Origin of the sequence: Microbulbifer celer, assembly GCF_020991125.1 — a bacterium.
GTDB classification, from domain to species: Bacteria; Pseudomonadota; Gammaproteobacteria; order Pseudomonadales; family Cellvibrionaceae; genus Microbulbifer; species Microbulbifer celer.
This window is the reverse complement of the sequence record NZ_CP087715.1, coordinates 976,197-991,856: the sequence shown is the minus strand read 5'-3', so window position 1 is coordinate 991,856 and position 15,660 is coordinate 976,197. Positions and strand designations below refer to the sequence as shown.

The window sequence follows — 15,660 nt, the reverse complement described above, 5'->3', positions numbered from 1 at the left end:
GCCAGCAAATCAGTTTAGCGTCCAAACTCAACTGCCAAAAATCGTGTACAGCGCCAGCGCAGTGATCCACATCAATAACGCCCGCGACAACAGCGCCTGCAGCGCCTCCAGTTCCGCACCACAGGTGCGCTGGCTGTCACTGACCGTCGCACCGGCGCTGCACTCACTGGCATCGATTCCCCCGAGGGCGCCCTCCAGGTAGTATTCGAGCACATCGCCAGTGGCGGATTCACCGCAGGTAAGATGGCGACGCCACGCCCGGTAACAACCGGCAAAGTTACCAACGATCGCCAGAGAGAAACCCAGCACCCGCACTGGCAACCATTCCAACAACCACAGCCAGCGCGCAGCCAACGGCAGGCTCCCGGCCAGAGTACGGTATGGCGTAGCAGTTGAAGAGCTGACTGAACCACCGGCGCTATCAACGCCTTCCACTTTGACCGAAGTCTCTCTGCCTTTCTCGGCACCGGCGAGGTACAGGCGACTCAACCGGTACAGAACAGCACCCGGTGCGCCCAGCAACAGGAACCAGAAAAGCACCGCAAACATGCGCTCGAATGCCCGATACGCAACAGCGCGAAATACCTGACGATGCAGGCCGGCATCGCTGCCGACATCCAGCGCTTCCATATCTGGCAACATCTGCTGCGCGTGGATGCAGGCCGCCTCCAGGTCCCCCTGATACCAGGCGCGCAAATATTTGGCGAGGGTGTCATTAAAGTTACCACGCCCCAGGCTGTACAAAAGCAGCGGCACACTGACCATCAATACGCCCAAACCACCGAGCACAGACTCGGCCAGCGCCAGCAATAGCGCCGAGGCAAGTACCGGCAACAGAATCGTGATGCCGAATTCCAGCCCTACACGCCCGTTAAGCGAGGCTCGCCCCTGTACCCAGTCGCGCCAGTAGAAAAACCAGCCATCCCGCTGCAGCGGACCGCCAGAGCCCCAAACCTGAACCAGCCCGAGGGCCAGCAGTACGATAATCAGCGCCATAGCGCCATCCCCCGAATGAATGATGAGAGTTTCAGACCCGAATCAGCGCGGCGATACCTCGCCCGTCTGCTGGTCCAGTTTGGAAAAAAAGTGCTGCCAGTCAAACCCGGGCCCCGGGTCCAGCTTGCGGCCGGGGGCGATATCGGAGTGACCGGTGATACGGGATTGATCTATCGCCGGATACGCCTGCATGATGGCGGCGGCAACTTCCGCCAGAGATTGATACTGCGCCTCGGTATAGGTATCGGTTTCCAGCCCCTCCAGTTCGATACCGATCGAGAAATCGTTGCAGTTTTCCCGCCCGCAGAACTCGGACTGCCCCGCGTGCCAGGCGCGGCCGTGAAAAGGTACGTACTGGGTAACCCGGCCGTTGCGGTCAATGAGGAGGTGAGCGGACACCTGAAGAGTGCCGATCTCAGAAAAGTAGGGGTGCGCGTCGATATCGAGATGGCCGAGAAAGAACTCGTCGATGTAGGAGCCGCCGTATTGGCCCGGTGGCAGGCTGATACTGTGCACTACCAGCAAATCCACATCCGCACCGTCTGGACGACTGTTGCAATGCGGGCTGGGTACTCGGCGTACACCGGATAACCAGCCGGATTCGATCTGGTATTTCACAAATAGCGCTCCAATATAAAGGCCCAAAGACGCTATTTTATGGAAGGGATCATGTATCCGCCAGTAGGCGATCAAATTCCGGGCAGGTCACACTGTGATCGCGACTTTCAGGTCATCCGCTTACTTCATCTCACCACGAGATTTACGCACGGTACCAATCACTGATTGCAGCGCGCGCTCGAACAGCATGCCGTCGTCTAACGGCATCAACTCTGCCTGACGCAGCGCGTGGGCCAGCTCCAGGCGGGTAAATTCCGCCACTTTCGCCCCGTTGCGATTGACGAAAATAAACTGGTCAATATCCTTGATCACCGCCGCGAGGCGGCAGCGGAACTGCTCATCCTCACCGCGCTTCAACTCGAACCAGCTTCCCTGAGCCAGTCGGAACGTCTGCTGCCAGTGGGAGTCGGTTTCTGGCAGTGCCTCTGAGGAATCCTCGGTAATCCGGACCTCTGCCACCGCCTGTTCCAACTCTTCCATCTGAGGCAACTCAACTGTCGTTTCCTGCGCCTCAACCTCTACTTCAGCCCCTTCGAGTTGGGGCTGCTCGTGAATGGTTTGTTCACTTTCGGATTGCTCGGTTCTGGATTGCTCGACCTCGGCTTCCAGTTCACGGCGGGTTTCTTCGCGAACGGCATCCCGCGCTTCGCGATTGCGCTCATCGATAACCTGCTGCGCCAGCGCAAACCGTTCACGGTAAACGTCTTTCAAGCCGGTAAACATACGGCGCGCATCAAAACTGTTCAGGGAAACCGCTTCAACACCGGCGCGCAGACGCTCCTGCAGGGCTGGCAGCAGCCCCAGTAACTGCTGGCGGCTATCGGGCATTGGCGCGTGGACACTCCAGACGAGATCCCGCGCCGTACGGACATCCCGGCTCCAGGCCTCACTCTCGGTACCTTCTTTGATACAGGTCAGGAACAGCATGTTGCTCCAGACTTTTTCCAGCCACTCCGACACCACCGGCGGTAGATCCCGCTCTGCGGACAGCGCATCCATAACCGCGGCAACCCGCGCGCGTGCGGCCTGGGTTTTTGCCCGTCCATCCGCCTCGTCGATGATACGCTTCTCAAGCTTCTGGGCACGCTTGCGCTCGCGCTCGATAAACCCTCGAAAAGATTCCAGCAGGGTCGAGAAGACATGAATATCCTGATCAAACTCGGCCAGAACCTGCGCCACTACTTCACTGACCTTTTTAAACAGCGGATCGGACTCGTAGCTGTCTTTTGCCTGCCAGCCGGTACAGGCATCGGCCAGCTCATTCAGCAGCTTACGGGCCGGGTGCCCTCCTTTGCTGAAGAAAGACTTGTCGGCAATGGCCACTTTTAACAACGGCAACTGCATACGGCCCAGCTGCGTTTTGATCGGCTCTGCCAGATTGCGGTCCTCGAGAATGAACGAGAACAACATCTCCACCAGCTTGATGATATCGCTATCTACTTTAGCCAGAGAGGCGGACTGACGGGCCTCCACCAGCCGCTGTTGCAACAGCGAATTGACGTTCAGCAGTTGCGTACCGTCATCAACGTATTCCTGCGGTGCCAGCGATTGCAGCTCCCCGAGGTGTGAAAGCAGATCCTGCGCCGGCATCGGCGCCATTCCCGCCGTCAGCGGGACCAGGCCGTGCCCATAACCGCTTGCGCTGCCCTGAGGGACGTTTCCACTCGGCTGCATCGGGGCATCGCCAGCCGGCGTACTTCCGGAGATACCGGACTGGGGCCGCGGCGGCGCCTGGCGCTGCTGGCGCGCTGCGCGACGCTGCTGTTTGAGAGAGGGCAGTACCCCCTTCTCGATAAAGAATTCATTGCACTGGTCGTAGAATGGCCCGAGATTCAGCATGACCTGCTGCTCAAACTTTTTCAGCAGAGTCAGGCGTGCGCGGATATGCAGATCCAGGGGGCGCGCTGCTTCTATAAACGCATCACAGATCGCATCGGGGCCCAGGGGGTTGTTCTTGTCGTAGACCTTGACGGAGAGGAGTGTGTTCAGACGCAGCGCAATTTCGGTGAGAGGCTCGGAAAAATCCCGGCGCGCATTAGCGACCATGGTATCCACCGCCACCAACTGTTCCAGTTCGTCATTGTGGACCAGAGACAGGTTATCCGCAGAGTACGGATCTTCGGTGTCATCGGAGGCGCGTTCTTTCAGCTTGAAGGCATCCTCAAGGGCCAGACCAAATCGCTCCACCACATTGCGGCGCTCGACCCGCAGCAGGCGCAGGGCCTGAAACAGGCCATCCTGCTCGTCCTGGCCGTGTGCCTTTTCCGCCATCGCGAACAGGGAATCATCCACCTTGGCGAACACCTGTTTAGCCTGCTCCGTCAGCAGGGATCGGGCCTTGTCCCGCAGTGAAACAACGACCTCCGGCAGGTTGAACGCAGATTCAGAAGTTCCCCGGGATTCGCGCTGAAGTCCGGAAAGGGATACCACATTATTGGAGTCTTTCATTGTGATTCCGACGTCGGCAACCGCCGACCTTGGCAGCAATTACCTGGTAATGCACACCGCAGCAGGTTCTGGGAAACCTGTCGCGAACCAGTCTTGTTTAGTTTTCGCACTCCTGAGTGGACGCGATATGACAACAATTCCTCAGCAACCGCTGATATTGAGGCACATTGATCCACGCGACCTTCGATTCTACGGACTACCGAGCCACTCAGACAACAGTCATAAATGAATTTGCGACCCAATTCACAGCGAAATGTCTGCACTACTTGCCGCAGCCGCCACACCGTACAATATTCACCCTCTCCAGGGCCGCCTCACCTGCCCCGGTACAGTCCCCATCTGTTAATATTGCTCCCCCGATCACAGAGGCCCAGCGATGACTCCCGAATCTGTCAACATTCCTCACCTGCTCAACGATATTCAAGTGAACGTGCGCCATGCGCTGGCCGAGGATGTCGGTGACGGTGATATTACCGCCCAGCTGATTCCCGCTGATCGCAGTGCTCGCGCACGGGTAATCACACGAGAAGACTGTGTTTTCTGCGGACGGGCCTGGGTTGAGGAAATTTTTCAACAGCTGGACCCAACGGTGCGGATCCACTGGCGAGTGGAAGACGGTGATACAGTCTCAGCTGACAGTGTCCTGTTTGAACTGGAAGGACCTGCCCGCAGCATTCTGACCGGTGAGCGCTGTGCACTGAACTTTGTACAGACACTTTCTGGTACTGCGACAACCGCTGCGGAGTATGCGGCACTGGCAAAGGTGGAAGGCAAGGCGGATACAGTAAAGATTCTCGATACCCGCAAAACCATCCCGGGGCTTCGCTCTGCACAGAAATACGCCGTCCTGTGCGGTGGCTGCCACAATCACCGCATCGGCCTCTACGACGCCTTTTTGATCAAGGAAAATCACATTGCCGCTGCCGGCGGCATCGGTAACGCTATCGCCCAGGCGCGGCAGATCAAGCCGGGGGCGCTGGTGGAAGTGGAAGTGGAAAACCTGCAGGAGCTGGGCCAGGCCCTGGATGGCGGCGCCGAGGTGATCATGCTGGATGAGTTCAGTGATGAAGAGACCCGGAAGGCGCTGGAGATGGCCCAGGGGCGGGCCAAAATCGAAATTTCCGGGAGTGTCGATGCCAGCAGGCTAAAGCAATTGTCGGCGCTATCCGTGGATTACATTTCCTCCGGCAGCCTGACCAAACACCTGAAAGCCATCGATCTGTCCCTGCGTCTGGTGGAGTAACCGGGTCAGCTTTCTACGGTCGGCACGGCAACCTGGCCGGATTGAACCACCAACGGCTCCGTTTCTCCAGGCGGAGCCTCTGTACCTTCCCGAGGAAAACGCCCTATCACTTCCCGCAAGTGGTAGCGGGGCCGCCGCTTCACCTCTTCATAAATCTTGCCCAGATACTCGCCAATCACCCCCAGGCACAGCAGCTGTACACTGCCGATAAACAGCACCGGCACCATGATGGATGCCCAACCGGGCACGGCATCGCCCGAGAAGACTTTTACACACAACACCCACACAATCAGTGCCAGTGACAGACACCCCGCCAACACCCCCATCAGAGTGATGGCCCGTAATGGCGCAATGGAAAATGCGGTCACGCCCTTCCATGCCAGAGACAGCATACGCCGCAGTGGGTATTTACTCTCCCCCGCCTGGCGCGGGCGACGGGCGTATTCCACTACCGACGAACGGAACCCCAGTTCGCGCACCATGCCGCGCAAAAACAGGTTGGTCTCCGGGTACTGCAACAGCGTATCCACTGCGCGCCGGGACATCAGGCGGAAGTCTGCGTGATTGAAAACCAGATCCACCCCCAGCCTCTGCATCACCCGGTAATAGCCTTCAGCGGTCAGGCGCTTGAAAAAAGTGTCACTATCCCGCTGCTTGCGCACCCCGAACACCACCTCGTTGCCTTCCAGGTAGGCGTCGATCATGGGCGCGATATTCTCCGGACCGTCCTGCAAGTCCGCATCGATACTGACCACCGCATCCTCAACCGTCTGCGCCAACCCCGCGCAGAGCGCATTCTGATGCCCGCGATTGCGTGACAGTGCGACCGCCACGACCCGGGAATCCGTCGCCGCCAACTGCTCGAGCATCTGCCACGTGGCGTCCTGGCTGCCGTCATCGACAAAGTAGACCTTTGAACTGGCGAGGACCCTGCCAGACGCCTGCAATTGCTCCAGCGTCGACATCAGTTCGGCATAGGTTTCCAGCAATACCGCTTCTTCGTTATAACAGGGGACAACCACCGCCAGAGACGGCGCTTGGACAACGGAGTGCGCACAACGGGTTACTGTTTCCATGGCTCGGCCCTATAGATCCAGAATTGATGCAGTAAAAAATTGAACATCAGCGTCACCGCGGTGGCACAGACCTGTGCCAGCAGGTAATGCAAAACCGGTAATAGCAGCGAAAAACACAGGGTATTGAGCGCGAGCCCGGCGCCGGCCACCAGCAGGAAACGGGGCAAGGCCTGTTGATGGCGAATCCCGACGCTGGCCGCGGAAAATGTCAGGTAATAATTGAGGCTGTAATTAACCCCCGATGCTACGCAAAAGGCTGCAATCGAAGCCGGTATCTCGTTAAGAAGCTGCCACTCAATCGCCGCCGCCAATAACACGTACTGCACCGCGGTAGCAGCTCCCCCCACGAGAAGAAAGCGCGCGGCACGACGGGCGAGTGAGACCAGTTTGCTGCCCTCAGCTGACACCCTCAACCTCCACAGGCCGATCGACATGATCAGTCTCATGCACTGCAGTGGTCGCCACCCGCGCGCGTTCGACTTCTTCAGACTCTTCAGGCTGAGCCAGTGGTGTGTCGACGTGCCGACGACGCACCGCCACCAACAACACGATCTGCGCCAACAACAGTCCCTCGAACGGTTTGCGATAGCGACCTTCATTGACCGCAATGGGCAACAATCCCTGCACCAGAATCCAGATCAGCAACAGGCTCGGGAGCATGCGGTCACCGTGCAGACGCCGCCAGTAAAATGCGGTCAACAGCAACGTCATCACTGTCAGCGGTGCCCACAGCCAGCGACTGTGGTGCTGAATTTTTTCCAGGGTGCGTTCGCGATTGTTGTCCGGCCACGAGGAACCGAAAAAGAGGTAAATCAGGTTTTCCCCGCTAAGCGTCAGGTAACGGGAAAACGTCAGCGGGTAGCGATCCAATGCCCTACCCCAATCCTTCGCGCCGTTGGCGATATCTATCCGGGCATGCACGCGCCCTTCCCGGGAGGTAGTCCAGTCCGATAGTGGTGCCAGGGGCTTTTCACCGGTGGAAGGGGAACCAAACCAGTAATTCCACTGTGCGCCGTCCTCGCGAACATAGTTGACGTGAATCTCCCGCTTGCCGGACTTCAGGTACAGCGCCACCAGATGCCCGATACCGTGGGGAGAAACCATATTCATCACCGCATAACTGCGATAGGCCAGGGGAGCGAGGATCAGCCCCAGCAGCAGGAAACTGAAAACCGCTTTCTGAGTTTTCTGCGGCTGACCAAGCCACAGCCAGGTGGCGACCACCGCAGCCAGCGGAATGGCGATTCCCCGGGTCAACCCCGCCAGCGCCCACAGCCCTGCCATCAGCACAAAGCTCGCCACGGTCTGCTTGCGCTTACAGCGCCAGCTAGCCCAGAGCGCAGCCCCCAACAACGGCAACAACAGGGTTTCCTGCATGAAGTAACCGTATATCGTTATCCAGGACGGCAGCAGAGAGATGGCTGCCCATACAGCTGTGGCCTGCAGTCGACCCGGCAGCAGTTCGCGGGCAAAGCGGTACCAGATCCAGGGCGTAAGGCAGGCCAGCAGGGCGGTGTACAGGGCGACCAGCAGGGGCTCCCCCAGCGTGAGCTTGCCCAGTATGCCGATATAGATCTGGTACATCACCGGATCGGTCATTGCCATCGGGTCGCGACGCAGGCTTTCAGTCCCCTGCTCCCAGTGGCGCTGGGCATCACTCCAGATATGTTCTACCGGGTTAAAGGTAAAGACGTGCTCGATCCGCAACCAGAGCCCGGCCAGAATCATTAGGTACAGTACTGCGTAAATCGCAATGCGTCGGTCCAGACGGGCAAGCCGCTGATGAAAGCGCGCGAAAAATACGCTGAACGCCGCACTCATTCCGGATCGGGTGTCGGCGCTGGTGAAAGTGCGAGAAGAAGAAAAGGAATGCAACATGTCACTGACGCCTCACTGCCCGCGACCAAATCAAAGCGTCGCGGGACGCTGCGGTGCCGCAGCTGGGTCGGGACTCGCAGCGGTCGACGGCTTGTCGGCCCCCTCCCCGGCATCACCGGTATTGAACAGGCGTCCGGGCCGGAAGCGCAGCACCGGCAACCAGCGCCCCACAAAGGCAAACAGGCCCCGCTCGCCGATGTAGTTGGCGTAGGCCACATAGTCCGGATCCCAGGACAGATGCCGCTCCTCGGTGCGCGCGCGCATGAAGTAAATAAAATTCACCACCAACAACAGCAGGGACTGCCTGAGTGCGTCGCCGCCACTGGACGTCACCATGAATGGCATTGAGATCATCCACCAGGACAGGTTTTTGGAAATGTACGCAGGGTGCTTGGTGAACCGGTAGGGGCCATTGGTGAGAATGCCGCGGTGGGTCAGGTTGGAAAAACGGATGCCGAACGGAATACTCGCCCATACATAGATAGCAATCAGCAGCAGGATGATGGAACCCCAGACGCCGTACATCCACGGCGTATTCCAGAACCAATAGCCCCAGGACTGCCCCTGGTCATATTTGAGATAAGTACCGGAAAACAGGCTCCAGAATGGTTGATAGCCAATCAGTGCCACGCCCCAACCGAGGAAACTCGGCTCGACACTGCGAATATGAGAATCAAACAGCCGCAGGGTGCAGACGTACCCCACAGTGACAAACAGCAGGTCAATATAGAACAGGAAATTGAAGGTAAAATCGAACACGGCCTTGAAGCTGCCGGCCAGCCGCGCCAGGTCAAAGCCCAGCAGCGTATTCAGGTTGTTACCCAGATAGACGAACATCAGCGGCAGGAAGAACAGTTTGACCAGCCACCCCAGATACAGCTGCCCAATGGCCCGCCCGGAGCCCCTTTGCGGGCTCCCCAGCAACAGGCTGCCCAGCTGCCAGTAACTGTCTTTGGGTTTGTGCATGGCGCCGTCGAGCAGATAAAAATACGGTACCGCCAGCAATAACCACCAGGGCAGCACATCACGCACCACAGAAAAATAGTTGTTGTAGAAACTGCCGTGGTACTCCGGCAGCAACCAATAGAAAAACGCGACCGACCCCACCACCAGGTAAAACCCGAGCAACTTGACTCCGGTGCGGCGCACACTGTGGGCGCGGCGACGGAAATCCAGGCCGGCACTGGGATTGCGGTAGGGCTTGAGGAACAGCCACTCCAGTATGATGATCGGTAGTGCCAGGGCAACGGATACCACAATCAAAGCCTGGGTGCGCACTTCCAGAGACTGACCGAATTCCCGTAGCCACCATACCGCAGCCAGGGAACACAACAGTGCAAAGCAGTTGATCCAGATACTGGTGGGTGCCTGAGGGCACGAAACGGCAGGCGCGGTAGCCGGGTTCCGACGAGCGGAGCCAGCTTTGCTGCCCTGTTTTTTATTTATTTTTCTCATAATCCATACAGCGGGCAATGGGCTGATATTTCTGTAGAACTTTTTACATAACTACTTTTAAAAGCACTATGTTGCTGGCTTTGATTCTGGGCTGACAATCACACGCCTAATTCGACGTCTAGGCGAGGAAAGCGGCCTGACCAGATTGAGCAACCTCCCGAGTGTACCGGGTTGTGTACCCGCTAGCCAACCGCGCCACCAGGTTTGTGAAATCAGTGGCGATGATGGCCGCTATGCGCTTCTTGCTCTGGCGCTTCCTGCTGCGTCTCCGCGGGCACATGTTCATGGGTGTACCTGCTATCGCCAGGTTCGGTTAGCGGTGCACTATGCATATGACGCCCGTGAGCACCGGAATGACTCCCCTCCAATGCACTACTTCCTTCAGGCATCGGGGAATGTGCGTCGCCGTGGGCATGTCCACCGTGATGCAGCGCACCCCAGAGTGTCCAGAGCCCGAACAGCAGTATCAACAAGGCCATTGACAGGCGCACACCAGGCTTCTGCACCAGCGTGCGTAACTGTACCGCCGCCGCCCCGCTGGCGACCACCGCCGGCACAGTGCCGAGGCCGAAGGCTGCCATCGCCAGCGCCGCTTCCGGGCCATTGCCCTGGGCAAGCGCAAAGGTCAGCGCGCTATACACCAGCCCGCAGGGCAACCATCCCCACAATGCGCCGAGCGCCAGCGCCTGAGAGGTGGAGCGCACCGGTAACAGGGAGCGCGAAAGCGGCTGCAGGTAGCGCCACAGGTAGCTGCCGCCCTTTTCCAGCCACACCAGCCCGCGCCACCAGTTGGCCAGGTACAGGGCCATGGCGATCAGCATCAAACCGGCCACAATCCGCAACGGCGCCAGGGTGGTGGCCAGATCCCGGGAGAGATACGCGCCCAGCAATCCCACCAGCAGTCCCATCAGGGCGTAGCTCGCAACCCGCCCGGCGGAATAACCCAACAGTTTGCCCCACGCAGGCTTCTGGCCCGGTACCGCCAGTCCCAATGCGCCGGAAATACCGCCGCACATGCCAATACAGTGACTGCTGCCCAAAAAACCGATCACCAGTGCCGCAGCCAGGTAGCTCCAGTGCTCCATTTACGGTTTATCTCCCGGCTCGCCCTGCTCTGCACGGGTAGCGCTGGACTTCTGTTCCTCGCGGGGTCGTTCGGCAGGTTCATCATCGTCAAACAGGATACGCCGGCCCTCGGTCTCAAGATCGTCGTACTGACCGCTGTTTACCGCCCAGAAGAACAGCTTTACCGCGCACACGATGAAAAAGATTACGATGGGAACCAGCAGGAAAAGACTGTCCACAAAACACCTCAGATTTGATTACGCGGATGCCCGCTGCGCTTGTTCCCCGGCGCGGGTGATGCTCGCTGCTGGCTTGTCCTGCCAACGGGACAGGCGCAGCGCGTTGGCCACCACAATCAGCGAGCTGAGTGACATGCCCAAGGCTGCGGCCCACGGCGGCACCAGCCCCATAAAGGCCAGCGGCAGCGCCAACAGGTTGTAGAGGATGGCCCAGACCAGATTCTGGCGAATAATTGTGCGACACTTTTGCGCGAGCGCAAAGGCCCGCGGCAGTGCCCGCAGGTCGCCCTGCAGCAGAATCGCATCCGCGCGGGATTGGGCCAGATCCGCCGCACTCATCATCGCTACCGACACGTCGGCACCGGACAGCACCGGCACATCGTTGATGCCATCGCCCACCATCAGAATCCGCTCTCCGGATGACTGCGCCGCCTGCAAGCGGGCGAGCTTGTGTTCCGGCGTGGCCCCGGCGATATATTGTGTCAACCCGACTTCAGTGGCCAGACGTGCCACTTCCGAGGACGCATCGCCACTCAACAGCTCTGCCGACAGGCCTTCGCGCTGCAGGCTGGTGACGGCTGACGCGGCAGAGTCCCGCACCGCATCACCCAGCCCCAACCAGGCCACCGGACCGTCCACATCCGCAAGCATTAGCCATTGTGCATTTTCCGAGGGCATTTGCACCGCGTCAGATTGTCGCGTTTCTCTTTCGGGGGACTGCGCTCCGGCGAGCTCAAGCGCAAACTCGACGCGCCCCAGGCGGTAACAGCGAGCATCAATCCATCCCTCTACCCCCTTCCCGGTCACCGAGCGCAATTTCACTGCGTTCAGGTTACCGCTCCAGGGGCGGAAGGCGCGCGCCAGCGGGTGGTTGTTGCGGGCTTCAAGCGCGGCGGAAACATCTCTTGCCCTGGTAGCGTCCCATCCATCGCGCAACAGGTGCACATGCACCAGCCGCGGTTCACCCTCGGTCAGGGTGCCGGTTTTATCAAATATCACCCGAGTTAATCGGGGCAGCGCTTCCAGCACATGGCCTTTCGCCACCAGCAGCCCCAGCTGCTGCATGCGCAGTGTGGCCGCCGCCAGCGCTGCGGGCGTGGCCAGGGAGAGCGCACAGGGGCAGGTTACCACCAGCACCGAAAGCGCGATCCAGAATGCTTCAGACGGGTCCCGCTGCCACCAGAAGGCGAACGCCGCACAGGCAATCACCAGTACCGCGGCGACAAAGCGCCCGGCGATCCGGTCTGCCAGGGCAACCTGATCGGGCTTTTCCAGTTGCGCGGATTCCACCAGTCGCTCGATCGCCGACAGGCGGGTGCCCTCCCCGGCGGCAATCACTTTGATCACCAGCGAGGAATCGCTGTTCACACTGCCGGCAAATACGTGGCTGCCCACCCGCTTCTGCTGCAGGGCGGATTCACCGCTCAACAGGGATTCATCCACCCCGCTTTCGCCATCGATCACCTCACCATCTGCAGGTACGGTATCGCCAGGGCGCAGCAGTACATGATCGCCGGGTTTGAGTGCGGCCACGGGCACCGATTGCACCCGATCAGCGGTGCCATTTTCTGCCTGCCCCGAACCCAGTGGCGTGTCTGGATCCAGCCGCATTGCCGCCAGAGGCAGTAGTTGCGCCAGACCGCCACTGGCCAGCCCCGCCCGGTGGCGCGCACGCATTTCCACCGAGCGCCCCAGCAGCAGAAAGAAAGTGAACATGGAAACGGACTCGAAATAGACCTCACCGGTACCGAATACCGTGGCGTAGACGCTGGCGCTGTAGGCCAGGCCAATGGCCAGGGAAACCGGCACATCCATGGTCAGGTGACGGGTGCGCAGGCCGCGCCAGCCGGCGGCAAAGAATGGTTGTGCGGCGTAGCAGACTACCGGGGTGGCTACGATCAGGGATACCCAGCGGAAGAACTGTTCGAACTGGTGCTCAATACCATCGCTGGCACCAAAGTAGAGGGCGATGGCAAACATCATCACCTGCATGGTGCCGAGACCGGCCACCCCCAGACGGCGCATGGAGGCACGCCGCTCCTGCTGGATCAATTGTTCACTGTTGGCGGCGGTTGCGGGTGCGGGTCGATAGCCGATCTCCGCCAGGCCCGCGAACAGCTGGCTCACTCTGACAGAATCCGCCGCGAACAGAATCTGGGCGCGCTGGGTACTGGCGTTAACGGAGATCTTTTCTACCCCGGGAATTTGGCCCAGGTGCTTTTCGATCAGCCACACACATGCAGCACAGGTAATCCCGCCTACCAGCAGGCTCGCAATACGGTGTCGCGATGGCTCTACATTGCGCACAAACGCACTTTGCACCTCGGGCAGGTCGTAGGCTGACCAGCGATCGTCGATGGCGCCTTCATCGGGACGCTCATTACTGCGTTCGCGGAAGCGATAGAAGTTATCCAGGCCACCAGCCACGATAGCCCCTGCCACTGCCTCACAGCCGGGACAGCACATGGGGCGATCGGCACCCTGGATACGAACGGAATAGCGGCTGCCCGGTGCAACTGGCAGTCCGCAGTGATAGCAGTCTTCGGAGGGGGGCTCGGCGCCCCGGGTAGTGCCCGTGGGGATTGCCCCCGATAGCTCACTCATTGGACAGCGGGATTCAGCGGCGCTCCGTTGCCGAGGTTGAAGTTGATTTCCCCTTTCAGCCGCCATTCGGCTTTTTCGTGCTGTTTCGGGTCCAGTTCTGGAGAAAGCTGCAGGTACCAGCGGTTTTGCAGCGTCTCGTTCAGCTGTCCACGATAGCGTCCCGGCGCGAGCAGATCCACCACGACATGGGTGTCCAGATCGGCCTCAACCGGGTGGCTCAAAGTCAGCAACAACTGCTCGGGGTAAATGAGATCCCCCTTGAGATTGACGGAGATGCTCTTTTCAACCGGGTCATACTGGACCATACCCGCCATACCCAGCTCCGCCGCGCGCTGATCCTGGTGTGCCATAAAGTGGTACAGGCGGCTGTCTTTGTAATAGGTGTCACTGACCGTATCGTCGGCATAACGCACCGCGATGGACACCATGATCGTTGACATGATCACCACCATGATCAGGGGTGCCATGAGAATCCAAAACCAGATCTCCCGATACCAGGGACGCGGTTGCTCGTTGTTATCCCGGTTCTGATTCACCTGCGCGCTTACCATGTTCTGTTAACCATCTGATACTGCTTATTTGGGGCCGATAAATACGGTGCGGTGCCGGTCTTCCAGCTCCGGGGCATCCTTGGCACGGATGACGATATCAATATCGTGCTTGGCTTCTTTCAGTTGCTCCCGGGGTACGCTGACACGAATAGGGATGGAATAAATTTCTCCGGGTGCAAACCGCACCCCACGCTGCATCCGCAGGGAGTAATCGTACCCTTCCTTGCCCTCGATCTGCACTTCAAACTCGTGGGGTCTCTGATCCATATTGGTGATCTTGACCCGGTATACGTTCTGCACCATGCCCCGAGACAGGCGATACATCTGGGTACCGCGGTCCCGCAACACCTCCGCCTGCACCGGAGAACGATCCACCACCTGGAACGCCAGCAGGCCTATCATCAACAGCAGGACGGCCGCATAACCGAACAGGCGCGGTCGCGCAAACTGGGTCTTTCCGGTTTCCAGCTCGTCTTCGGAGGTAAAGCGGATCAGCCCCCGCGGATATTCCATCTTGTCCATCACGCTGTTGCAGGCATCCACGCACAGGCCGCAGTTGATGCATTCGTACTGCATGCCATCACGGATATCGATATCCACCGGGCAGACCTGCACACACCAGTAACAGTCGATACAGTCGCCCATTCCCTCGGCCTTGTAATCGGTACCCTTTTTTCGGGGGCCTCGGGCCTCGCCACGGCGGGTGTCATAGTACACCGCGAGGGTATCCTTGTCGTACATCACCGACTGGAAGCGGGCGTAGGGGCACATGTACTTACATACCTGCTCCCGCATAAAACCCGCATTCATATAAGTGGCGAAAGTAAATAAGCCAACCCAGAACACCCCTTGCGGGTGCGCGCTGAAGGTGGCGAGATCCACCACGAGATCGCGAATACCGTAGAAATAGCCGACAAAGGCCAGCGCGGTCGCCAGGGAGATCAACAGCCAGATGGTATGAGTACCGCCCTTGCGCAGTAGCTTCTCAACGCTCCAAGGCGCCTGGTCCAGCTTCATGCGCTTGGCGCGATCCCCTTCACACACCCGCTCCGCCCAGATGAACATCAGCGTCCACACGGTCTGCGGACAGGTGAAGCCACACCAGACGCGCCCAAGCCAGGTAGTGATCGCGAAAAGTGCAAACGCGGCGATGATCAGCAGCCAGGCCAGCAGGAAGCCATCCTGGGGCCCAAAGGTGGTCCAGAGGATATGGAATTTCCGCGCCGGCAGATCAAAATGGACCGCCTGATGGCCATCGATATTGAGCCAGGGGATAAAGAAAAAGGCTAACAGCAAAGGCAGGCCGGTATATTTCCGGATGCGGGTGTAGATGCCACGGATATGGCGAATGTAGACCTTGTCTTCGGACTCATAGAGCATGCGGTAACGAACTTCACCGTCGCCATCCTGCTCTTCCCGGGTTGGAATTCTATCGCTCACAAAACCTCACTCACCCGCACTTGAGAACGGGATGGTAACTGCAGTAA

At 59.1% G+C, this 15,660-nt stretch carries 13 protein-coding genes; 1 reads left to right on the top strand and 12 read right to left on the bottom strand.

Going from position 1 to position 15,660, the window contains the following annotated elements; all coding sequences use genetic code 11:
* Positions 1-27: 27 nt before the first annotated feature.
* The 3 genes from LPW13_RS03925 to LPW13_RS03915 all read right to left on the bottom strand — a co-directional run bounded on the left by LPW13_RS03925 (position 28) and on the right by LPW13_RS03915 (position 4,062).
* Positions 28-996, bottom strand: coding sequence for a transcriptional regulator (locus tag LPW13_RS03925; protein ID WP_230438136.1), 969 nt, complete (start codon positions 994-996; stop codon positions 28-30).
* A 42-nt stretch (positions 997-1,038) separates the two neighbouring features.
* Positions 1,039-1,614 carry a 1,6-anhydro-N-acetylmuramyl-L-alanine amidase AmpD gene (gene ampD, locus LPW13_RS03920; protein WP_230438135.1) on the bottom strand — a complete coding sequence of 192 codons (576 nt, stop codon included), beginning with the start codon at positions 1,612-1,614 and terminating at the stop codon, positions 1,039-1,041.
* 120 nt (positions 1,615-1,734) lie between these two features.
* Positions 1,735-4,062 carry a DUF1631 domain-containing protein gene (locus tag LPW13_RS03915; RefSeq protein ID WP_230438134.1) on the bottom strand — a complete coding sequence of 776 codons (2,328 nt, stop codon included), beginning with the start codon at positions 4,060-4,062 and terminating at the stop codon, positions 1,735-1,737.
* Between the two features lie 376 nt (positions 4,063-4,438).
* On the opposite strand from LPW13_RS03915, the gene nadC reads away from it, so the two are divergent.
* Positions 4,439-5,305: a carboxylating nicotinate-nucleotide diphosphorylase gene (nadC, locus tag LPW13_RS03910; RefSeq protein WP_230438133.1), complete on the top strand. Its 867-nt coding sequence runs from the start codon at positions 4,439-4,441 to the stop codon at positions 5,303-5,305.
* Positions 5,306-5,310: 5 nt separating this feature from the next.
* Here the strand turns inward: nadC and LPW13_RS03905 are convergent, their stop codons facing one another.
* The 9 genes from LPW13_RS03905 to ccoG form a co-directional block, all read right to left on the bottom strand.
* The gene (locus tag LPW13_RS03905; protein WP_230438132.1) at positions 5,311-6,381 is read right to left on the bottom strand and encodes a glycosyltransferase family 2 protein; all 1,071 of its coding nucleotides are present in this window, start codon (positions 6,379-6,381) and stop codon (positions 5,311-5,313) included.
* The gene (locus tag LPW13_RS03900) at positions 6,369-6,815 is read right to left on the bottom strand and encodes a GtrA family protein (protein ID WP_230438131.1); all 447 of its coding nucleotides are present in this window, start codon (positions 6,813-6,815) and stop codon (positions 6,369-6,371) included. The genes LPW13_RS03905 and LPW13_RS03900 overlap by 13 nt, the downstream gene beginning before the upstream one ends.
* On the bottom strand, positions 6,778-8,259 hold the full coding sequence (locus LPW13_RS03895; RefSeq protein WP_230438130.1) for a hypothetical protein: 1,482 nt from the start codon (positions 8,257-8,259) through the stop codon (positions 6,778-6,780). Before LPW13_RS03895 ends, LPW13_RS03900 begins: the two co-directional genes overlap by 38 nt.
* A 30-nt stretch (positions 8,260-8,289) precedes the next feature.
* Complete coding sequence (locus LPW13_RS03890) at positions 8,290-9,714, bottom strand: isoprenylcysteine carboxylmethyltransferase family protein (RefSeq protein WP_230438129.1); 1,425 nt, start codon at positions 9,712-9,714, stop codon at positions 8,290-8,292.
* 212 nt (positions 9,715-9,926) lie between these two features.
* On the bottom strand, positions 9,927-10,799 hold the full coding sequence (locus tag LPW13_RS03885; RefSeq protein WP_230438128.1) for a sulfite exporter TauE/SafE family protein: 873 nt from the start codon (positions 10,797-10,799) through the stop codon (positions 9,927-9,929).
* A complete protein-coding gene (gene ccoS, locus LPW13_RS03880) occupies positions 10,800-11,018 on the bottom strand; it encodes a cbb3-type cytochrome oxidase assembly protein CcoS (protein WP_230438127.1) in 219 nt (72 codons plus the stop codon). It abuts the gene before it with no gap.
* 18 nt (positions 11,019-11,036) lie between these two features.
* The gene (locus tag LPW13_RS03875) at positions 11,037-13,622 is read right to left on the bottom strand and encodes a heavy metal translocating P-type ATPase (protein ID WP_230438126.1); all 2,586 of its coding nucleotides are present in this window, start codon (positions 13,620-13,622) and stop codon (positions 11,037-11,039) included.
* Positions 13,619-14,173, bottom strand: a complete 555-nt coding sequence (locus LPW13_RS03870; protein ID WP_230438125.1) for a FixH family protein — start codon at positions 14,171-14,173, stop codon at positions 13,619-13,621. Before LPW13_RS03870 ends, LPW13_RS03875 begins: the two co-directional genes overlap by 4 nt.
* A 24-nt stretch (positions 14,174-14,197) precedes the next feature.
* On the bottom strand, positions 14,198-15,613 hold the full coding sequence (ccoG, locus tag LPW13_RS03865; RefSeq protein ID WP_230438124.1) for a cytochrome c oxidase accessory protein CcoG: 1,416 nt from the start codon (positions 15,611-15,613) through the stop codon (positions 14,198-14,200).
* Positions 15,614-15,660 lie beyond the last annotated feature (47 nt).